The sequence below is a fragment of the Clostridium sp. UBA871 genome (assembly GCF_002295255.1).
GTDB lineage: Bacteria > Bacillota > Clostridia > Clostridiales > Clostridiaceae > Clostridium_J > Clostridium_J sulfidigenes.
In genome coordinates, this window is sequence record NZ_DBFV01000011.1 from 167,551 (window position 1) to 189,644 (window position 22,094).

The following is a 22,094-nucleotide window of genomic DNA, read 5'->3' on the forward strand; positions in this document are numbered from 1 at the left end:
ATCACGGTGCTTTAAATTTTATAAGCCTATAATGAAGCTATAATTATAAAAGAGGGAAGGGATTTATTATGGTTTGTGGAGATTTTAACAAAGTATGTGCAGCTGGTAAAACAAAGATGCAATTGTTAAATGAAAACCCTATAGGATATTTTATTTCTTCTATGTTGGCGGGATTATTTATAGGATTAGGTTCTATTCTTATCTTTACCATAGGAGGTCAACTGACATCAGCAGGTTCAGGTGCTGTAAAGATTGTTATGGGATTAGCTTTTGGTGGAGCATTGAGTCTAGTTATAATGGCAGGGGGGGAATTATTTACAGGAAATAACTTTGTACTAGCATCAGCATCCCTAAATAAGGATGTACCATGGGAAGGTACTATGAAGTTATGGTTAGTATGTTTTTTAGGAAATCTACTAGGTTCAATTATAGCAGGAGTAATGTTTAAATTATCAGGTTTAGCTACAGGTAGTGTCGGTGAATACATTGCAAAGGCATCAGAAATAAAAATGACAATACCACTTATACCACTATTTTTCCGTGGAGTATTTTGCAATATATTAGTGTGTTTAGCAGTTTGGTGTGGATTTAAATGCAAAGAAGAAGTAGCAAAATTAATTATGATATTTTGGTGCTTATTTATTTTTATTACAGTAGGATTTGAGCACAGTATCGCTAATATGACAGTATTAACAATAGGTTTATTATCACCTTTTGATGCTTATGTCACCATAGGTGGATATATATATAATATTTTAGTTGTAACACTTGGTAATATGGTTGGAGGTATTTTCTTCGTAGCTCTTCCATACTACATTATATCAAGAAAAAAAGTAAATTAGAGGTGAATTATGGGTTACAAATTATATTTAGAAAAATTCAATGAAATTTTAAAAGAGCTTTCATCAGAGTATATAATATATGCTCCTATATTAATTAAAGGTGGTGCAAACTTTTCCGATACAGACAGGGTTAGATATGGGCAAATATCAAAGGTTGAAGATATAGTATTTGATGAAAAATCTCATTTTTCCTTTAAGGAAGTGTTATTACCACAATCTGAAACTCTACTTTATTTTACTGAAGATGAAGTAAAGGAAGCAGCCCCTAAATCTAAAGGGTCAATAGTATTTTTAAGAAGTTGCGACTTACATGCTGTAAAAAGAATGGATGATATATACTTAAGAAATGGCTTTGAAGATTACTATTACAAAAGACTTAGAGAGAATACAAAATTCATATTGATGGGGTGTGAAAGAACCTTTGAAAATTGTTTCTGTGTAGATATGGGAACTAATAAATCAAATAATTATGATGGATACATTAGGGTAGAAAATCATGAAGTTTACTTTGATAGTAAATGTGAAACTTTTGACATTTTATTAGAGAAAAAAGAGGTTGATACTATAGAGGTAGAACCTAAATTTATTTCTGAAAGCAATGTTACCGTTAACATTCCAGAAGAACTTAGTCTAGATGTTATGAAATCTACCATGTGGGAGGAATATAATCAAAGATGCATTGCTTGTGGTCGTTGTAATTTTGTCTGTCCTACATGTACTTGCTTCACTATGCAAGATATTTTCTATCAAGATAATAAAAATGTAGGAGAGCGTAGAAGAGTATGGTCTTCCTGTCAAGTGGATGGATTTACTGATATGGCTGGAGGACATAGTTTTAGACAAAATAAGGGTCAAAGAATGCGTTTTAAGGTGCTACACAAAGTATATGATTACAAGAAAAAATGGGGTTACCATATGTGTGTAGGCTGTGGTAGATGTGATGATATATGCCCGGAATACATTTCATTTAGTAACTGTATTAATAAATTGCAATCAGCATGTGATGAGGTGAGATAGGTGAATAAGAATGAATATATACCTTTTATTTCAGAAATAAAGGAAGTAATAAAGCATACAGAAATTGAGTATACCTTTAGAATGAGCTATATTGGTGATGTGAAACCAGGGCAGTTCTTTGAAGTATCAATACCTAAATATGGAGAAGCACCTATATCAGTAAGTGGTATTGGAGAAGGAACTGTTGATTTAACAATACGTAAGGTAGGAAAGGTTACTGATGAAATATTTAGTAACTATGTGGGTGACAAATTATTTTTAAGAGGACCCTATGGAAATGGTTTCGATATAGATAATTATAAAGATCATGAAGTTATAGTAGTAGCTGGAGGTACAGGACTTTCTCCAGTAAGGGGAATTGTGGACTATTTTGGTAATAATCCACAGGATGCTAAAAAGTTTTCTCTAATTTGTGGATTTAAATCTCCTGAAGATGTTTTATTTAAAGAAGATATTAAGAGATGGAATAACACCATGGAATTAATTCTTACTGTAGATAAGGCAGAGGAGAGCTATGGAGGAAATGTTGGAATGGTGACTAAGTACATTCCAGATATGAAGATAGATGATATTAATGATGTACAAGTAGTTGTAGTAGGACCACCAATTATGATGAAGTTTACTGTGGATGAATTCTTAAAAAGAGGAATTCCAGAAAAAAATATTTGGATTTCTCAAGAGAGAAAAATGTGCTGTGGTATTGGAAAATGTGGACATTGCAAGATAGATGATACGTATATATGCCTAGATGGACCTGTGTTTAACTATACAAAGGGCAAAGAGTTAATAGATTAATTGGAGGTGAATTACATGGATATAAACACTAAAAACCTAAAAAAGAATGCATTTAGGGTTACAAAAAGAAGAGGATATACAGCATCAAGAATTCGTGTTCCAGGGGGAAAGATGGATGCTAAATATTTAGCCATGATTCAAGAGATTGCAGAAAAATACGGTGATGGAACTGTAAACATTACTATGAGGCAAGGCTTTGAAGTACCAGGTATTAGCTTTGAACATATGGATAAAGTAAATGAATTATTGCAACCAATCATTGAAGGATTAGAAATTAATCAAACAGATGAAGGAAAGGGTTACTCTGCAGCTGGAACTAGAAATATATCTGCCTGTGTAGGAAACAATATCTGTCCATATGCTAATTACAATACAACGGAATTTGCAAAGAAGATAGAAAAGGCCATCTTCCCCAATGATTTACACTTCAAAGTAGCTTTAACAGGATGTTCTAATGACTGTGGAAAAGTTAGACTAAATGATTTTGGAATAATAGGGATGACAGAACCTCAATATGATATGAATAAATGTGTATCCTGTGGAGCTTGTGTAAGAGCATGTACAAAGAAGTCCACTGGAGCATTAACTATGAATAACTATAAAATTCAACGTGATCATAAGAAGTGTATAGGGTGTGGAGAGTGTGTAATAGCATGTCCAACAGATGCATGGACTAGAAGCAGAGAAAAATATTACAAGCTTGTTCTTTTAGGTAGAACAGGAAAGAAAAATCCACGTTTAGCTAAGGATTTTATAGCTTGGGTAGACGAAGAGAGTATAATAAAAATAATCTGTAACACCTACAGCTATGTTAAGGAATATATAGATAAGGATGCACCAGGTGGTAAGGAGCATATAGGATATATTGTAGATAGAACAGGCTTCCCAGAATTTAAAAAGTGGGCCATGGAGGGAGTTAAGCTTTCTGATAAAACTGTTGTTCAAGAAACCATGTATTGGGATGGGATTAAGTATTAAAAATAATATATTTTAGTCACAATTGACTTTTTACCCTTGAATGTAAATATTTGTTGTAGTATAATCATATTTGTAAAATTTGAAAAAATAAATAAAACTAAATAATGAAATATAGGTTTGATTTTATCAATTAAAAGGGAAGTAGGTGTAAATCCTACACGGTCCCGCCGCTGTAAAGGTGGAGTTTTGTACTTATACCACTGGGAAACTGGGAAGGTGTACAAAAACCATGAAACCTGAGTCAGAAGACCTGCCTGTGTTTTAACACGTAAACTCTGCGGAGAATGGAGTGGTGTAACACAAGATATTTATATACATATGTATACATAAATATATTTTTAATATATTTTTTGTATTTATATATTTTTATGATGTATATGGTTGGTAAATATGATGTTATTTAAGTCCATTTAACTTAGAGTTAAATGGACTTTTTTTACGTTTAAATTTATTTGAAATAAGTAATAAATTAATATTTTTAAAAGGGGGCGAAAAATTGAGTTTTAACAAAAGAAAGTTTGATTTTCATGTTCTAACATATATTATTCTATTTTTATCATTAATAATAATAATTTTTTCTAATGATAATCCGGCAGTGGTTTTCTCTCTATATTTTTATATATTTTCATTATTCATATATAGCGGAAACACATATAAATTAAAAAAAGTTTTAGTCTATTTTATACCCTTTGCCATATTTATAATTCTTCTAAATATGATATTTGTTACACAAGGTAGTATGATTTTATTTAAAATTGGAAGTAAAAGATTTACCTTGGAGGCTTTAATATATGCATTAACAATGGCACTTAAGTTATTTGCAGTGGCCAGTCTCTTTATATCCTTTGAATTTATTATTGATTCAGATAGGGCAATTTCATATTTTTCAAGCAAGATGCCAAAATCAACTTTAACTCTAGTTATTGCTTTTAAGTTAGTTCCTGGTCTTAGAGATAGATTAAATAAACTTAAAGAAATTTATACAATTAGAGGAGTTGATTTTAATAAAAAGAGTTCAAGAGAAAAGACTAAAAGCTATGTTCCAGTATTGTCAATATTACTTGAAAATTCTATGGAAAGTTCTTTTGATATAGGGGAAGCAGCTTTTGTTAGAGGATTTTTAAGTAATGAAAGAAGTACCTATGACAGACAGAAGTTTAGAAAAAAAGATATTTCTATTATGGTTTTAAGCGGAGTTTTATTAATAGTATATATATTTGCTCAATATAAAGGAGCTGTTGATTTCAAAATATATGATGGGGTAAGTATAGTAAATATATTTAACTATGGAACAACATCAATATTTGTGATTATTCTAGCTATTACATTATTAATTTTAAAATATAGTAGGGAGAAAGACTATGGAATATATAGAGATTGAAAATTTAAGTTATTCATATCCTCTAGAAGGAAAGAAATCTTTAAATAACATAAATTTAGGATTAGGTAGAGGAGAGGTTTTATTAGTAGTTGGGAAATCGGGTTCAGGGAAATCAACTTTAGCTAAATCAATTACTGGGGCTGTTCCTCATTTTTATGGGGGCACAATATCAGGAGGAATTATCATTGATGGAGTACCATTAGAAGAGATGAGCCATAGCGAAAGGGCAAAGACAGTTACAATGGTTTTTCAGGATCCGGAGAAACAATTAATGATGAATAAGGTTCATAGAGAGATTGCTTTTGGACTTGAAAATATAGGGGTAAGTGAATCAACTATTAAGAGACGTGTATGGGAGGTCATGGAGTTTATAGGAATAACTGACCTGGCAGAAAGAGATATAACAACTTTATCAGGGGGTCAAAAACAAAAAGTTGCAATAGCCTCTGCAGTGGCATATTTGCCAAAATGTATTATTTTTGATGAACCTTCCTCTCAGCTTGATGTTTCTGCGGCAGAAAGCATTGTGAATCTAATTAGAAAAATAAATGAAGAATTAGGAATAACAATAATCATTATAGAGCAGCGAGTAAATAAATGGTTTGATATAGCTGATAAAATTGCCTTTATGAATGATGGTAAAGTTAATTTTTATAATAGTAGGTATGATTTTTATAAAGAATCTAAAGAAGAAGTTATTAATTTTTTACCTGATTATTTGAAGCTTAGCAAAAACCTTTCATGGGGTAATATGCCTAATAATTTCAAAGAAACTAGATGTAGAATTGATGATAAATATTCTGACATTAGCATAGATTGTTTAGATTTTAAAATAGATAAAAATCATGTTAAGAAACAAGTTTGCGAATATGGTAATAATGCAATAAAAATAGAAAAATTAAATTGTTACTTCAATTCAATTCATGCCATAAAAGATCTTTCATTAAATATTGAAAATGGAGATTTCATAGTTATTATGGGAGCAAATGGGGCCGGTAAGAGTACACTTTTAAATTCTCTTATTGGGCTTAAAGAGTATAAAGGTAGTATTAAGGTATTTGGTAATGAAGTGAAAAAATTAACTGTTAATAATGTGGCAAGTATCATTGGATATGTATCACAGAATCCGAATGATTACATATCGAAATCAACGGTGTATGAAGAACTAAAGTTTACAATGGATAATTATAATTCCTTTGATAAGGAAGAATTAGAAAAGGTTTTAAAAGATTTAGATATTTATGAACTTAAGGATAAAAATCCAAGGGATTTAAGTGGAGGTCAAAAACAGAGGGTAGCCATAGGTTCTATATTAGTGATGAAGCCTAAAATACTTCTCATTGATGAGCCAACAAGAGGCCTTGACCTTGAAGTTAAAAATAAATTAGGTAAGGTTCTTAAAAATTTAAATAATAATGGAACTACAATAGTTATGGTCACCCATGATGTGGATTTTGCCTGTGATTTTTGCAAAAGTTTTGCTCTTATGTTTAATGGAGAAATAGTATCAAAGGGAAGTAGAGATGAGGTACTAAGACATGGAATTTACTATACAACTTCCATAAATAAACTTTTTAAGAATGTAAATGAGAAGATTTTTACACTTGATGAAGGAAAAAAATATTTACTAAAAGAGGGAGAAGCAAATGAAAAAAATTAGTTTAATAATAACCTCCCTTATTATTTTAGTTCTTATGATACTTACACTGCAAAAGGATATCCAAAATAGTTTTGCCCTACTTTCTACATTGGGGGTTTTGGGAATACTGTTTTTAAGTTATTTTTACTTTGAGAAAAGTATGCTGGGTACAAAGGAGATTGCAGTAATTGCAACTTTAAGTGCATTTACTGCACTATCGAGAATTGCCTTTGCTCCTATACCAAATGTGAAGCCTGTAACATTCCTTGTGGCATTATCAGGTTTTGTATTTGGGCCCTATGAAGGATTTCTTATTGGGAGTACATCAGCATTTTTATCTAATATATTTTTTGGTCAGGGACCATGGACACCGTGGCAGATGTTTTCCTGGGGACTTGTGGGAATTATATCTGGTATTTGGGGTAGAAAGGGAAAAAGAGTAAGGGCTCTAAAATTTTCAATTATATGTTTTATCTATGGATTTATGTTTGATTGGATCATGAATTTTTGGTATGTTTTGGGTTTTGTAAAACCAATTACAATACAAAGTGTTATCATGGCTTATCTGTCAGGATTAACATTTGATATTTTACATGGAGGAGGTAGCTTTATTTTTTCAATTATATTCTATGATAGCTTTATTGATGTACTTTTAAGATACAAAAGAAGGCTTGATATAACTTATATAAAAAATTAATGGAGGGGATTTTATGAAGAAGACATTTAAAAAGAATCTATTATGTTTATTAGTTGCATTACTAATTGGATTTACTCAGTTTTCTACAATTTTTACACAAAAAGTTGAAGCTGCTGATAAATCTGTAAAGGTGAAGGTTAGGATTGAAGCTAGTGACCATACTATCGTTCCAGAAACAGAAGTGGATGTAACAAATTTTGAGTTAGAACCTTATAACTGTAATGAAGTTAGCGGTGAGCCTAAGGCAATACATGCTATAATCAAAGCTTTAGAAGCCAATGGTCTTAATCCAAAAGATCAAAGCAAATTTAACTTTGGACGTGGAAGCTATATATCCAATATTGATGGAGTATCTCAGGGATCATTTGGGTCATTTGATGGTTGGGGATATTATGTTAATGATAATTATACAGATAAGTTAGTTGGTGGTCATGATTTAGTAGATGGGGACAGTATAGTACTATTCCACATGGAAAATTATGTGTACGCACGTTATGGTTACTTTAATAAGAAAGCAGTTAGCGCAAAAACTGGGGAAGATATTTCACTAGATTTAACTGGTAAATATTTTTTCCCGGGTGGAATACCAAATGATGTGGCTTTAGTAGATAAGGCAAAAATAATTATTAATGATAAAGAAACCCAATATATTACTGATGAAAATGGACAAGTAAAACTAAACTTCGATAAACCAGGAACCTACATTGTTACTGCAGATAAAAGGGTAAAGGATTGTGATCCCTTTGACTACAGTAAAACTGGCAGGCCCTTTAAAGATAAAGTTCTTGACAATAGAATGCTAGCAAGACCATACTGTAAAATTGTTGTTGAACAAAAGGATAAAGTTGCTCCACAAATAACAACAAATATAAGTAAAACAACAGTGACAAAAAGTGAGTTTACATTTATAGTATCTGCCATTGATGATGTTGATGGTAAGGTTAATAGTCAAGTTAAATTAGGGGAAAATGTTATTGAACCTAATGAAGATGGACAATATGTTGTTAATCTTTCTAAGGGCGAAAATAGAATATCTGTTAAAGCAGTAGATAAGGCTGGAAATGAAGGAAAGAAGACTATAGTAGTTAACTATAAAGAATTATCATCTATTGATTCATATGATGTTAAGAGTGAATTAGAAAAAACTAAAAACTATATGATTGCTAATAATGGTGATGAGTGGGCAGCTTTAAGTTTAAGTAAGTTTGGAATCAAAGGTAATAAAGAAAGCTTTAACAATATAGTTAAGCAATTTAAGAGTGGAGTAGAGGAAGATGGGTTATCTGAGTATTTTTATAAAGATACAGATCTTGAAAAAATGATAATGTATGTTACTAGCCAAGGTTATAATCCTTATAATTTCTTAGGTCATGACTTGGTTAAGGAGTTATTTAACAGAGATGTAAAAGAATTTAATAGATATGCACAGATATTTGGACTGATGGTTTACGATTACTGTAATGTAAGTGGAGAATATAAAATTACAAAAGATATACTAGCTAAGGAGTTAGTTAATAGTAAAGTAGTTTATGATGTAGATGGAGATGAATATTGTGGATGGAATATATGGGGTTCTGATGTAGATGTTGATACAACTGCTGCTGCAATAAATGCGTTATCAAGCTATTATGATAATAATAAAGAAATTAAAGATACTATTGATAAAGCAGTTAAAACATTAGCATTAATGCAAAAAGAAAATGGATGTTATGAAGCTTGGGGAAGTGAAGCTAGTGAAAGTATTAGTTTTACAATTTTAGGACTTACATCAATAGGTGTTGACCCAGCTGGTGAGTTATTCACTAAATCAAATGGAGAAGACCTAAATAATTTAGTTTCTGCCCTGCTTACATTTAAGGGCACTGATGGTCAATTTAAGCATACAACAGATACTAATAATAATTACATGTCAAGTGAGCAGGCATTAAGAGCTTTAATTGCCTTAGAGCAATTTAGAGGAAATGGTAAATACAATTATTATAAGAGTAATATTGATGCAAAATTATTACCTGTATATGTTGAAGGTAATAATACTCCTGTAGTTAATGTTCCAGAAGATACAGATGATATCAAAATACCTATAGGTATAATTAAGAGTCCAGAGTCAAATGAAGTAGTAGTAAATTGGAATGATACATCTTTGAATATACCATCTAAGATTTTTGATTCATATACAGGAATTTTAGAAGATTATCAGGTTATCTTAAAAAGAGAAGTTTTAGATAAAAATTCTAATATATTAAATATAGAAAATGGAACTAAGATCATAGGTAAGGTTTTTGATTATACTATGTCAGTAAAAGATAATAAAGGAAAGATAACTGAAATAAAAGATTTTGGTAGCAATAAAGTAAAGGTCGTAATAAAATTATCAAAAGATGATATAAAGGGAATAGATGTTTCAAAATTAGCAGCATATTATTACAATGGTACTAAGTGGGAAAAAATAGATGGTGGTAAATTTGATAATAATAATTTAACATTTACCTTTGAAACTACACATTTTAGTATTTATAGCTTGATGGTTAAAGATGATGAATCTAAGGATAATAGTGATAAAACAGATGAGGAATCAAATAATAAAACAGATAATGAAATAAATAATAAAACAAATAATGATACAAATAACAAAACAAACAATGGTGGTAAGAGTGAGTCCAATACCGTTAATGGTAATAAAGCAGACGATCTTCCTAAAACAGGAAAACCTATGAATTTGAATTTATTAGTAGTTGGATCATTGATTTGTATAGTATCAGGGATTGTTTTAATAAAAAGAAAAAGAATTAGTAATAACTAAAATAGTAAATACATAAGGAAGCTGTAGGCTTCCTTGTGTATTTATTAGAATTTAGAGAGAAGGTGCTATGTTGAAGGGGAAAAATAAGATATTACTTATAATTTCCGCTCTTATTATTTTTGCGGGAATGTTTGTTTTTGCACAAAAACTTCAAAAGTCATTCAATAATACAATTGCTGAAAAAGCTACAATCACAGCTGAGCAAGAAAATAAAGAAGACAGCAAAAATGATAAAATTAATAAGGAAGTAAGTGATAAGGAAACTAGTACGGATAAGACTGATAATAAAGAAGATAGTAAGGTTAATGAAAGCAATAAAGAGACTGATGATAAAGAAAATGTTGTAGTTAATGATTTATCTAAAGTTAAAGATAATTCTGATTCTAACACTGAAAAGAAATCTAATGCTAATAGCTATAATTCGAAAAATTCATCTACTGAAAAGAAAAAAACTGCAAGTAAAAAGGAAGAATCATCAAATTCATCCAATAGTTCTAAAGCAACTGTAGAACCTAAAAAGGAGGAGCCAACTCCAGCGGTAAAAGATGAAACTCCAAACTTTATAGTAATTGATACAATAAGTAATAAAACACTAGCTTCTAAATATGTAGATTATGATAATATTACTGTTGCTCAATTAACATTCAAGGTTTTAGATGAGTTAGGGATAAAATATAGAACTACAGGCTTTAACGATACAACATACTTTGCATCTATTGCAGGGCTTAGAGAAAAAGCTGCTGGTCCTTTAAGTGGATGGTGCTACTATGTAAAGAAAAGTGGGAGTAATGGATTTGTTAAACCTAATGTGGGAACCGGAAGTTGGATTTATAATAAAGGTGATACTGTGATATGGAAATATTGGGAGGATGGAGTTAATAATTAATTTTTATCAATGCCAACATTAGTTAAATATATAAAATAAGAAAGTACCTATTATCACTGAAGGTACTTTCTTATTTTTTAATTACTCCAAGGAATTCTTTCTTTTTTTCATGAATTTATAAGCTATGAATCCAAAACAAATTACTAGAATAGCTATAGCTACAATAGAATAATCTTTCAAAATCCTTTGAATTAGGTCAGTATTTTCACCTAAAAAATATCCTAAAGATATAAGAATTATGTTCCAAATAGTTATACCCCCAAGGGAGTATAATATAAATTGAGAATAACTCATTTTTACAGCCCCTACAGCTAGTGATATGTAAGTTCTAGTTAAAGGGAATAATCTACTTAGAAACACAGCAGGTTTTCCATACTTATCAAGAAATAAATCTAACTTATTGAAACTTTTTTTTGCACCAGATGATTTACTACAAAGCCAATTTATTATAGGAGAGCCTCCAAAGTATCCAATGGTATAGCAAAGAGTTGAACCAATTAATCCTGCTCCAGTACTAAGAAGAATAACTCCAATAAAGCTAAAGTTACCATAAGAAGCTAAAAGACCTATAAAAGGTAACAGTACTTCACTAGGCAATGGAAAACAGGAATATTCTAAAAATACCGCTAAGAATACACCAGGATATCCAAATCCTTGTATAGTAGTTATTATTGTATTTAAAAAATCATTTACAAAATTCATATAAGCACCTCAAATTTATATTTTAAGATATATTTAAACAAGTGTATTATAAACTTAAAGTGTATAAACTTAAAGTTTAATTAAGTTAAGTTTATGTTAAATACAATATATTGTAATATATTATTAAAGGCTTAAGGATATAACTTTTATGTATAGATTACTTATACTTTTATATTGAAGGAAATTAATAAGAATAATAAGTGTATTGTATAAGATACTAAATGAAAATCAAGGAAAATCCTTGAATTACATGGGTAAAAGTAGTATAATGATATTGTAGTTGATACACTATATTATATTAAAAAACAATATATAGCATTAGCTTACATAAGCTGATTAATAAAGAGAAAATTTAATATAAAAATAATAGAGGTACAAAGTTTAATACTTTGTTTAAAAGGGAAGTAAGTGAAAATCTTATACGGTCCCGCCGCTGTAATGGGGAGAAGCTTCTTAAAGCGCCACTGACGAATGTTGGGAAGGCTGAAGCAACTGTGAACCAAAGTCAGAAGACCTGCCTATATTAATACACTAGATACTCTACGGTAGATGGAGGGGTGTTATAAAAGAATGGATATATTAAAGCATAGCATATACTTTAATGTAATTTTCTGTGATTTTTATACCCCTTAACTGAAGAGTTAAGGGGTTTTGTTGTTGAGTAAATATATAACTTTAAATCCCTAGTAATTATTGCCCTATAAAAAATTTATATATAATAATTAAAGGTTTGAAGATATTGCATCTTTGAGCCTTTAATTATTATATTGCTAAAACCATAGAGTGTTATTATCTGATGAAGCAATTACTTCTTTAATAGCATTAACAGCATATAATACATCATCTTCAGTGTTAAAGGAGCCAAAGGCGAATCTTACTGTTCCGTTAGGGAAAGAGCCTAGGGTCTTATGAGCTGATGGTGCACAATGAAGCCCACATCTCACAGATATGCCGTGGTTTTTGGATAGCATATGGGATATTTGACCATTATCACCCTTAGGAAAATCAATGGATACTACAGAAATCCTATTTTCAGCAGAAGGTAGTCCCAGAACTTTAATTTCTTTTATATCCTTAATGTTATCTAAAAATAGTTTAGTTAATTTCATTTCATGATCTTTTATACTACTAAGTCCTTTTTCCTTTAGATATTTTAAGGCTGCATTTAAGCCAAATATTCCAGGTATATTTGGAGTACCACCTTCAAATTTATCAGGCATGTAATCAGGTTGAATTTCATATTCAGAGAAGCTACCAGTACCACCTTCTATAAGAGGAGTAGTTATTTTAGCTAATTCATCTTTTATCAAAAACCCACCTATACCTTGAGGTCCAAGAAGTCCCTTATGACCAGTAAAACATAAAACATCTATATTCATTTTCTCCATATCTATTGGAATTGATCCAGCTGTTTGTGCTGTGTCTGCAATGAAGTAAATATTATTTGCCTTGCAGAACTGTCCTATTTCCTCAAAGGGCATAATAGTTCCACATACATTAGAGCTATGGGTCATTACTACAGCTTTAGTATTAGGCTTAAGGTATTTATGTAAATCAGATGGATTTAACTGTCCTAGGGAATTACAAGGTACTACAGAGTGCTCTATACCTTTGCTTTGTAAGGCGTTTAAAGGGCGAAGTACTGCATTATGTTCCATAGAAGAAGTAATCACATGGTCACCAGCCTTTAAAAATCCTTTTAAAATAACATTAAGACTATGAGTTATATTGCTAGTAAAAATTACATTTTCAGGTTTTGAAAAATTAAATAGTTCACAGAGTAGTTCTCTAGTTTCATAGACTATGTTTTCTGCATTAAAGGAACTATCATAACTACCCCTATTTACATTTCCACCTACATTAACAATATAATTTGTCATAGCTTCAGCTACAGAATTAGGCTTAGGAAAGGATGTAGCACCATTATCTAAATATACTTTTCTCATAATTACCTCCTGAAATCTATATATCCTATATCTAATTAAAGCTTTAAAAATAAACATTTTTTCCTACATTATTATATCATAGAGAATTAAATATAAAGGTTTTATATATTAGGGTTACATAAGTATTAAAAAAACAAATAGATTGTTCTTCGTCTATTCGTAATAAAAATTTAATAAAAATATAAGTATATGTTAAAATTTACTTTGGATGAGTTATTATCAAAATTTATTATATTTATCAAATATATGGGGGGAGTAAACCATGAAAGAAAAAAGAGGCATAATTTTTGCTGGTGGAATCATTGGTCTATTATCTGTAGCTTTGGTGTATTTAGGAAATCCTAAAAACATGGGTGCTTGTATAGCATGTTTCTTAAGAGACATAGCAGGTGCGGTAGGACTACATAGAGCTGAAGTTGTACAGTATATAAGACCAGAAGTAATTGGTATAGTTTTAGGGGCATTTATAATTGCACTATTTACAAAGGAATTCAAAGTAAAGGGTGGTTCTTCACCATTCTTAAGATTTATTCTTGGTGCTATAGTGATGATTGGTGCTCTAGTATTCTTAGGATGTCCACTTAGAATGGTTCTTAGAATTGCTGGTGGAGACTTAAATGCTGTAGTAGGCTTACTTGGATTTGCAGCAGGGATATTTGTTGGAATTCAATTTTTAAACAGAGGCTTTACTTTAAAGAGAAATTATAATTTAACTACAGCTGAAGGATATGCAATGCCAGTAATAGCAATAATGTTATTAGTATTATTAATATCTGCTCCAGCATTTATATTCTTTAGTGCAAAGGGTCCAGGTTCTATGCATGCACCTATATGGTTTGCTTTAGCAGCAGGACTTATTATAGGAATTGTAGCACAAAGAACAAGACTTTGCATGGTAGGTGGAATTAGGGATTTAATCATGTTTAAAGATAGTTATTTAATGTGGGGATTTATATCAATATTTGTAGTAACATTAATAGGAAACTTAGTTCTAGGAGATTTCAAACTAGGCTTTGTTGAACAACCTATAGCTCATAATGATGCACTATGGAACTTTATGGGTATGTTAGTTGCAGGTTGGGGTTCAGTACTTTTAGGAGGATGCCCATTAAGACAATTAATACTTGCTGGGGAAGGAAATGCAGATTCTGCAATCACAGTAATGGGGATGATTGTTGGAGCAGCTTTTGCACATAACTTCAAATTAGCATCTTCAGGAGAAGGTCCTACTGGCAATGGAAAGATTGCAATATTTATAGGAATAGCAATATTATTAGGGATTTCTTATTTCTGTATGAATAAATCATTTAACATAAGTAAGAGTAAGGCTGATAGCAAAGGTGGTGTTTCTATTGGTTAAGGTAGATGCAAGGGGAATGAGCTGTCCTCAACCAGTTTTAATGGCTAAAAAAGCATTAAGTGCAAACAAAGATGGATTTGAAATATTAGTTGATAATAATGTGGCTAAGGAAAATGTTTCAAGGTTTATTAAAAATGCAGGTTTAAATGCTGTAGTTACAGAAGTAGAAGAAGATTTTCTAATAAAGGCAGTTAAATAAAATGCAGTATATTGGAGTTTTTTTCACCCATTCAGGGGCTATAAAATATCACAGATATTTAGATAGTATTGAAATTGCTAATGAAACTATGCCAGTTCCAAGAAGACTTAGCTCTAACTGTGGAATTGGGGTTAAATTTATTACAGACAGAGATATAAACAATATGATAACTGAAGATATTGAAAAGATATTTAAAATTGAGGGTAATGAAAGCATTCTTGTATATGAATGTGAATAAATAGAAAGAATCTATCTGTAACAGGATAGGTTCTTTTTTACTCTGTTTATCTATAGTTAATTATGTGATATAAAGTATATAGAGAATATATATGTAAGTTCCATTACGATACTAATAAAGAGGGGTGTTATATATGGAAGAAAGAATATCTATTTTAGTAGTAGAAGATGATGTAGATATAAATGGATTACTATGCAAAATTCTTAAAAAGCAAAATTATGAGGTGAGTAGTGCATATTCAGGTAGTGAAGCTAGAATGTGCATTAACATGTATAATTATGATTTGATTCTTTTAGATTTAATGTTACCAGGATTAACTGGAGAAGAGTTGATAGGAGAAATCAGAAAATCAAAAACTATGCCAATTATTATTATCTCTGCGAAAACTGAGATTTCAGATAAGGTAAAGCTGCTGAAATTAGGTGCAGATGACTATATTACTAAACCCTTTGAGATAAGTGAAGTTGCTGCAAGAGTAGAAGCCCAACTGAGAAGATATAAAAGATTTAGTACTTCAGAGGATAAGGGGCAGGTCTTAGCTTATAAGAATTTAGAGCTGGATAAGGAAGCTATGAAGGTCACAGTGAATGGAAATGACCTTACACTAACGGTAAGAGAGTTTTCTATACTAGAGCTTTTACTAACTCATCCTAAAAAAGTATTTACTAGAGAAAACTTGTATAAGAATATATGGAATGAAGAGTTCTATGGAGAAGATAATACTGTAAATGTGCATATTAGTAATATTAGATCTAAGATATCAAAATTAGATAAGGATACAGAGTATATAAAAACTATTTGGGGTATAGGGTTTACTATGGCTGAATAAACTTTATGATTTCTTTAACTTTTCTTAAGTGTTTATTGAGTTTTGAATTTTATAATAAAGACAATAAGAAAAGGGAAGGGTGAGATTTATGGAAGAAAGTATATTAATTACGCGAAATTTAAGTAAATCCTACGGAAAATTTGAGGCAGTAAAGGATACTAATATAAATATAAAAAAAGGCTCAATATATGGATTGGTAGGAAAAAATGGTGCTGGTAAAACTACTTTATTAAGGATGATTGCAGGCCAAACTATGATAACTAGTGGTGAGATACAATTATTCTCAGAAACTACAGAAAAAGGTTTAGAGATTTCAAGAAAAAGAATAGGCGCAATGATTGAAACTCCAAGTTTTTTTCCATATTTAACGGCGGAGGAAAATCTTGAGTATTATAGAGTTCAAAGAGGAATAGCTGGTTCAGAATGCATAAAACAATTACTTAAAGATGTAGGACTTGAAGATACTAAAAAGAAAAAATTTAAGAGTTTTTCTTTAGGTATGAAACAGAGATTAGGGTTAGCTCTTGCAATGATGAATAATCCGGACTTTTTAGTTTTAGATGAACCAATAAATGGACTTGATCCAATGGGGATTGTTGAAATTCGTAATCTTCTTTTAAAACTAAATGAAGAGAAGAATATTACCATAATAATTTCTAGTCATATACTAAGTGAATTAGCTAGTATAGCAACGGAATATGGCTTTATTGAGAGAGGACAGATGGTAGAACAGATTTCTGCAGAAGAACTTAAGGAGAAGTGTAAGGAATGTTTAGAGATATCAGTAGATAATGCTGAGAAGGCAGCAGTACTGTTAGAGGATAAACTAAATTGTCATGAATATGAGGTATTACCTAATAACATAATTCGAATTTATAAATTTAAAGATACACCTTCCATGGTAAGCAGTACAATTGTTAAAAATGGGGTAGAGTTAAATTCTATGAATATAAAGGGAACCAATTTAGAAGAATACTTTGTTTCATTAGTTGGAGGTGTTATCAATGCTTAATTATATAAAAAGTGAATTATATAGAACTACTCATCGTAAATATCCTTATGTTTTAGTTGGAACTTCTTCATTGATATGTATTCTAGTTAATGTATTAGCATTATGGTTTATGAAAGACCAAGAAGCAATTAACAGAATAACAATGCCAGATATGCTAATGATTTCAACAGGTCTTTTTACATTGATTTATTATTCTGTAATTATGATTGTAGATATTGTATTTTCAGATGAACATAAGCATCAAACTTTAAAAAATACAGTATCCTTTGGGATTAATAGAACAAAAATATATTTAGGGAAATTTATTGTAGAAGTGATTGTAGCCACAGTATCTTTAATTATAGTTGCCACTGTGTTAATATTAAGTTCTTATATATGTCTTGGTTTAGGTGGAGCAACTATGGCAGAAACACTTGGTAATTTTGGGAATAAACTCATTGCTGTATTCCCACTTTGGTTAACAGGAATTGCTATTGCAAACTTACTTGCTTTTAATATTAAGAATAATAATATATTTGCCTTTGCTTATCTAGGGGTAGTAGCTATATTTCCAGGAATAATTAAGCTCCTAGGTTACTATAAACCTATATTTGCAAAAATACAATTATATTTAGTTTCTTACAACATTAAATTTATAGTAGGTCAAGACAGGGTTCTTTCTGAGGATATTACAAAATTTTATGTACTAGGTATAGTATACATTACTTTAATAACGGTTATAGGAATTATTTCCTTTAGAAGAAGAGAGATAAAATAGAATTAATTATTTAAATTCACACATATATAAATTCATACTTATTTAAATATGAAACTATATAAATATAAACCTAGTTAAATAGTAAAATAGGAATATAGTTAAATATTAAAATAGTTAACTATTTGTTCTGTTTATGGGGGTTAAGAGGGTTTCGTTATTTGAAGAAATATATTTAGGGCGTAAGTCTTGGGAGGAGCATTAAATGATATATATAACTATTTTATTTGGTGGTATAGCAGCATTATTTATAGTGCTCTTTCTACTAAATCGCTATAATATAAACAATATAAATAAGGAATTGAAGAAGCTTAAAAATATAAAAACCAATGAACAATTAAAATTAGCAGCCCCTAATAAAAATATTGAAGAGATGATAGGTGAAATTAATTTTATATTAGAAAAAAGTCAAAATGATAGAATAGCTCATGAAAAGAGTGAAAGTGAATTAAGAAAGCAAATTGCTAATATATCTCATGATTTAAGAACTCCTCTTACATCTATTCTAGGCTATGTACAGCTAATTAGGGATGAGTCTACTAGTGAAGAAGAAAAACAGGAGTACTTAGATATTATAGAAAAACGCTCTAAGGTGTTGCAAAATCTTATTACTAGCTTTTATGATTTATCTAGATTAGAAGCCAATGAATATGACCTAGAATTTAAAAAGGTTAATGTTGAAAGTTTATTGCGTGAAATTGTAGCAGCTTTTTATAATGATTTTGTTGATAAAGACTTTGAAGTAGAAGTTGATCTACAAGAAAAATTACCAGCTATAATTGCTGATGAAAATGCTGTAATTAGAATTTTTACAAATATATTTCAAAATGCCTTAAAGCATGGTAGTAAAACTATGTCTATATGTCAAAGGCAAGTAGATGGAGTAATTATTTCTACTTTTAGTAATAGGGTAGAAAACTTTACACAGGAAGACTTAGAACATGTTTTTGATAGATTTTTTACTACAGACAGAATGAGGACAGGACAAAATACAGGTCTTGGATTAACTATTGTAAAGAAACTTACAGAAAGTATGGGACATGAGGTTTCTGCTAGTTTAGAGGATGAAGTCTTTACAATTCAGATTAGATTCAAATTAAAATAGTAGTATAAAATATATAAGTTTTAAATAAGAAAAGAACATTCAAGGCTGAGAAGACAGTTTATGATTGTTCTTTTTTATGTATAATATATGACTTTAAACTCAATCTTAAAAAATCAGCATATTCTATATGAGGATAAAAAGAACATTTTTAACAATAGCAATAAAATGGTTAAAATGTATTTTAAATCTATACAATAAGATGTATAATTAATACATAATTGTGGAAAAAGGTGGAAGTGATTTGAAAAAGTTAAGAAGTATAATAGTAATTACAGTTTTAGCTATAGCCTTTGTTGGATGTTCAAATGGACAAGCTAATAAAGAAGAAACTAATAATAGTGGAGAAAAAAAAGAAATAATAATCTCAGCAGCGGCAAGTCTTAAAGAATCTATGGAGGAAATTAAAAAGATCTATGAAGAAAAAAATAATATAACTTTAACTTTTAACTTTGGGGCATCAGGAGCGCTTCAAAAACAAATTGAGGAAGGGGCACCGGTAGATATATTTATGTCTGCAGGAGAAAAGCAATTTAAAGCTCTAGAGGATAAGGAACTTATAGAAAGTGGAAGTAAGAAAGACATAGTAGAAAATGAACTTGTTTTAATTGTTAATAATGAATATAAAGATAAAATAAAGGAGCTAGATGATTTGGATAACCTAGATGGACATATAGCTTTAGGCGAAATAGGCTCTGTACCCGCAGGACAATATGCTGAGGAAGCTTTAAATCACTATAATAAGTGGGATATCATAGAGAATAACATTGTTTTTGCAAAGGATGTTAAACAAGTTGTTAGTTATGTAGAAAATGGTGAAGCAGCTTGTGGTATTGTTTATAAATCTGATACAGTTAGTATAAAAAATTCTGTTGTGGTCACTACTTTTGATACATCAAGTCATAAAAAGATCATATACCCAGGAGGGGTAATAAAGACTTCTGAAGTTAAAGCTGAGGCTAAAAGTTTTTTAGAGTTCTTAGCTACTAGTGAAAGTAAAAGAATACTGGAAAGGTATGGTTTTAAGATTAATTAGTTATTAAACAAGGATAATTTATAAGTTTCATAGGAAACAATTGCCTTATGAAGCTTATAAATTATACATGTTATACAAAACAGCATTCCTATAGTATATATAAACAATATAAGATGAGGATGATAAATATATGATGGAATCCATATTAACACCAGTGATGATTTCGCTTAAAGTAGCTTTTGTTGCCACAGGGATAGTTATTATTTTTGGTATAGCATTAGCATGGATATTTTGTAGATATAGTTTTAAGGGGAAGTCAGTATTAGAAACAATAATACTCTTGCCTATGTGTCTTCCGCCTACAGTAGTAGGGTATGGAATGCTAATAGTCATGGGTAGAAATGGTCCTTTAGGAAAGCTTACTGAAGCTGTATTTGGAGGTACTTTAGTATTTACGTGGCAAGGTGCTGCCATTGGAGCTGCAATTGTGGCATTGCCATTAATGTATGAAAGTGCTAAGGCTGGTTTTTTAAACGTAGATATTACATGTATAGAGGCAGCTAGAATATTTGGTGCCAGTGATAGTTATATATTTTTTCATATAGTATTACCTATGGCTTTTGATAGTATTATCAGTGGAGTTATTTTAGCATTCACTAGAGCTTTAGGTGAATTTGGAGCTAGTCTTATGGTTGCCGGTAATATACCAGGAAAAACTCAAACTATACCAATAGCAATATATTTTGCTATGGAAAGTGGAAATAGAACTCAGGGAAATGTGCTGGTAGCAATTGTAGTTGTATTTAGTTTTATTATGGTATTTTGGTTGAATAGATGGAAGAAACTTAGAAAATAATGATAAATACTAAGAATAATAGTATAATAATCTAGGTAGATTTTATAGCGTTTTGGGAATAGGAGGGGATTTCATGGAAGCTTTTGACCTAATAGTTATAGGTGCAGGAGTAAGTGGAGTTATGGCTGCGGTAGAGGCCAAATCTAGAGGAGTAAATAGGGTTATTGTAATAGATAGGGATATAGAACCTGGTGGAGCTATGCTTTCATGTGTTCAGGCAGGTTTTTACTATAAGAGTATAAAAGAAAATTTAGCTGCCCCTGAATTAATATCAGGATTAGTAAATGATGCCTTAAATTTAGGCTTAATTATTAAGTGCGATACTACAGTTTTGGAAATAAAAAAGAATAAAGAAGTTGTTATGGTAAATAGTAAGGAAGGAATAAAGACTATAAAAGCTAAGTCTATCATTTTTGCCATGGGCTCAAGGGAGAGACCCTTTGGTTATAAAAACATATTGGGTTATGGGTTGGCCGGAATTACCACAGCTTGCTCAACGCTAAAGTATATTAATAGAAAAGGTGTATTACCAGGAAAAAGATGCATTGTATTAGGCTCAGATGATATAGGAATACTTGCAGCGAGAACTTTAGTTTTAGAGGGAGCCAATGTAATAAGTATGATAGAAACCAGTGGAGCTATTAGAGCTGTAAGTAATAAAGCTAAGGAATATGTTGAAGACTTTAATATTCCTGTACTCTTTAACCATAGAGTAGTAAAGATATATGGTACCCATAGAGTTACTGGTGTAGATATCGTACATCTAGATGAAGAATATAATGTTATTGAAGGAACTAGTAAATATGTGGATTGTGATACTTTAGTGCTATGTATGAACTTAAAATCAGATACTGCAATAGCAGAAAAAATGGGAATAGATATAGAGAAAGAAAAGGGTGGTATATTTATTTCGGATAAAATGGAGACCTCAATGAAAGGAATATTTGCTTGTGGTGCAGTGGTTGATGGGTATACTAATGTGGAGAAGGTTATGAATCAAGGAAAATTAGCAGCTAAGTATGCAGCAGAGTATTTGTGTGGAGTACAATAGAGCAAGGGTAAACTAATAATGAGCTCAGGATATG

The 22,094-nt window shown here is 30.6% G+C and carries 21 protein-coding genes and 2 riboswitches; of the genes, 19 read left to right on the plus strand and 2 right to left on the minus strand.

Features of this window, described 5'->3' with window-relative positions:
• The first annotated feature begins 68 nt into the window (after positions 1 to 68).
• From B3086_RS13950 to B3086_RS13990, 9 genes are all read left to right on the plus strand, one after another.
• Positions 69 to 842, plus strand: a complete 774-nt coding sequence (locus tag B3086_RS13950; protein ID WP_346893657.1) for a formate/nitrite transporter family protein — start codon at positions 69 to 71, stop codon at positions 840 to 842.
• 9 nt (positions 843 to 851) lie between these two features.
• Positions 852 to 1,859, plus strand: coding sequence for an anaerobic sulfite reductase subunit AsrA (gene asrA, locus B3086_RS13955; RefSeq protein WP_346893659.1), 1,008 nt, complete (start codon positions 852 to 854; stop codon positions 1,857 to 1,859).
• Positions 1,860 to 2,654, plus strand: coding sequence for an anaerobic sulfite reductase subunit AsrB (asrB, locus tag B3086_RS13960; protein WP_346893661.1), 795 nt, complete (start codon positions 1,860 to 1,862; stop codon positions 2,652 to 2,654). It begins immediately after the preceding gene.
• 15 nt (positions 2,655 to 2,669) lie between these two features.
• The gene (gene asrC, locus B3086_RS13965) at positions 2,670 to 3,632 is read left to right on the plus strand and encodes a sulfite reductase subunit C (RefSeq protein WP_346847044.1); all 963 of its coding nucleotides are present in this window, start codon (positions 2,670 to 2,672) and stop codon (positions 3,630 to 3,632) included.
• A 96-nt stretch (positions 3,633 to 3,728) separates the two neighbouring features.
• Positions 3,729 to 3,904, plus strand: a riboswitch (cobalamin riboswitch).
• Positions 3,905 to 4,128: 224 nt separating this feature from the next.
• The gene (locus tag B3086_RS13970) at positions 4,129 to 5,013 is read left to right on the plus strand and encodes an energy-coupling factor transporter transmembrane component T (RefSeq protein ID WP_346877607.1); all 885 of its coding nucleotides are present in this window, start codon (positions 4,129 to 4,131) and stop codon (positions 5,011 to 5,013) included.
• Complete coding sequence (locus tag B3086_RS13975) at positions 4,994 to 6,673, plus strand: energy-coupling factor transporter ATPase (RefSeq protein ID WP_346893663.1); 1,680 nt, start codon at positions 4,994 to 4,996, stop codon at positions 6,671 to 6,673. The genes B3086_RS13970 and B3086_RS13975 overlap by 20 nt, the downstream gene beginning before the upstream one ends.
• A complete protein-coding gene (locus tag B3086_RS13980) occupies positions 6,660 to 7,349 on the plus strand; it encodes an ECF transporter S component (RefSeq protein ID WP_346847047.1) in 690 nt (229 codons plus the stop codon). Before B3086_RS13975 ends, B3086_RS13980 begins: the two co-directional genes overlap by 14 nt.
• A 13-nt stretch (positions 7,350 to 7,362) precedes the next feature.
• Positions 7,363 to 10,149, plus strand: coding sequence for a DUF4430 domain-containing protein (locus tag B3086_RS13985; RefSeq protein WP_346893665.1), 2,787 nt, complete (start codon positions 7,363 to 7,365; stop codon positions 10,147 to 10,149).
• Between the two features lie 67 nt (positions 10,150 to 10,216).
• Positions 10,217 to 11,035, plus strand: coding sequence for a DUF4430 domain-containing protein (locus B3086_RS13990; RefSeq protein ID WP_346847049.1), 819 nt, complete (start codon positions 10,217 to 10,219; stop codon positions 11,033 to 11,035).
• Positions 11,036 to 11,116: 81 nt separating this feature from the next.
• On the opposite strand, the gene B3086_RS13995 is transcribed toward B3086_RS13990, so the two are convergent.
• Together B3086_RS13995 and B3086_RS14000 are read right to left on the minus strand one after the other, a co-directional pair.
• Complete coding sequence (locus tag B3086_RS13995) at positions 11,117 to 11,737, minus strand: DedA family protein (protein ID WP_346847050.1); 621 nt, start codon at positions 11,735 to 11,737, stop codon at positions 11,117 to 11,119.
• A 353-nt stretch (positions 11,738 to 12,090) separates the two neighbouring features.
• Positions 12,091 to 12,273, plus strand: a riboswitch (cobalamin riboswitch).
• A gap of 234 nt (positions 12,274 to 12,507) precedes the next feature.
• Positions 12,508 to 13,683: an aminotransferase class V-fold PLP-dependent enzyme gene (locus B3086_RS14000; RefSeq protein ID WP_346879754.1), complete on the minus strand. Its 1,176-nt coding sequence runs from the start codon at positions 13,681 to 13,683 to the stop codon at positions 12,508 to 12,510.
• A 262-nt stretch (positions 13,684 to 13,945) separates the two neighbouring features.
• Here B3086_RS14000 and yedE point away from each other — a divergent pair, with 262 nt between their 5' ends.
• The 10 genes from yedE to B3086_RS14050 all read left to right on the plus strand — a co-directional run bounded on the left by yedE (position 13,946) and on the right by B3086_RS14050 (position 22,060).
• On the plus strand, positions 13,946 to 15,043 hold the full coding sequence (gene yedE / locus B3086_RS14005; RefSeq protein ID WP_035129665.1) for a YedE family putative selenium transporter: 1,098 nt from the start codon (positions 13,946 to 13,948) through the stop codon (positions 15,041 to 15,043).
• Positions 15,027 to 15,242 carry a sulfurtransferase TusA family protein gene (locus B3086_RS14010; protein WP_341349071.1) on the plus strand — a complete coding sequence of 72 codons (216 nt, stop codon included), beginning with the start codon at positions 15,027 to 15,029 and terminating at the stop codon, positions 15,240 to 15,242. Before yedE ends, B3086_RS14010 begins: the two co-directional genes overlap by 17 nt.
• A gap of 1 nt (position 15,243) precedes the next feature.
• The gene (locus B3086_RS14015) at positions 15,244 to 15,480 is read left to right on the plus strand and encodes a putative Se/S carrier-like protein (protein ID WP_346847052.1); all 237 of its coding nucleotides are present in this window, start codon (positions 15,244 to 15,246) and stop codon (positions 15,478 to 15,480) included.
• Positions 15,481 to 15,613: 133 nt separating this feature from the next.
• Positions 15,614 to 16,309, plus strand: coding sequence for a response regulator transcription factor (locus B3086_RS14020; RefSeq protein WP_035129662.1), 696 nt, complete (start codon positions 15,614 to 15,616; stop codon positions 16,307 to 16,309).
• A gap of 88 nt (positions 16,310 to 16,397) precedes the next feature.
• The gene (locus B3086_RS14025) at positions 16,398 to 17,321 is read left to right on the plus strand and encodes an ABC transporter ATP-binding protein (RefSeq protein WP_346847053.1); all 924 of its coding nucleotides are present in this window, start codon (positions 16,398 to 16,400) and stop codon (positions 17,319 to 17,321) included.
• The gene (locus tag B3086_RS14030; RefSeq protein WP_346847054.1) at positions 17,314 to 18,078 is read left to right on the plus strand and encodes an ABC transporter permease; all 765 of its coding nucleotides are present in this window, start codon (positions 17,314 to 17,316) and stop codon (positions 18,076 to 18,078) included. Before B3086_RS14025 ends, B3086_RS14030 begins: the two co-directional genes overlap by 8 nt.
• Before the next feature lie 202 nt (positions 18,079 to 18,280).
• Complete coding sequence (locus B3086_RS14035; RefSeq protein ID WP_346877612.1) at positions 18,281 to 19,180, plus strand: HAMP domain-containing sensor histidine kinase; 900 nt, start codon at positions 18,281 to 18,283, stop codon at positions 19,178 to 19,180.
• Positions 19,181 to 19,421: 241 nt separating this feature from the next.
• Positions 19,422 to 20,213 carry a molybdate ABC transporter substrate-binding protein gene (modA, locus tag B3086_RS14040; RefSeq protein ID WP_346877613.1) on the plus strand — a complete coding sequence of 264 codons (792 nt, stop codon included), beginning with the start codon at positions 19,422 to 19,424 and terminating at the stop codon, positions 20,211 to 20,213.
• A 130-nt stretch (positions 20,214 to 20,343) separates the two neighbouring features.
• Positions 20,344 to 21,009 (plus strand): molybdate ABC transporter permease subunit, encoded by a 666-nt coding sequence (gene modB / locus B3086_RS14045; protein WP_346847057.1) that lies wholly within the window; start codon positions 20,344 to 20,346, stop codon positions 21,007 to 21,009.
• Positions 21,010 to 21,082: 73 nt separating this feature from the next.
• Positions 21,083 to 22,060, plus strand: a complete 978-nt coding sequence (locus B3086_RS14050; RefSeq protein WP_346878062.1) for an NAD(P)/FAD-dependent oxidoreductase — start codon at positions 21,083 to 21,085, stop codon at positions 22,058 to 22,060.
• The last annotated feature ends 34 nt before the right edge of the window (positions 22,061 to 22,094 follow it).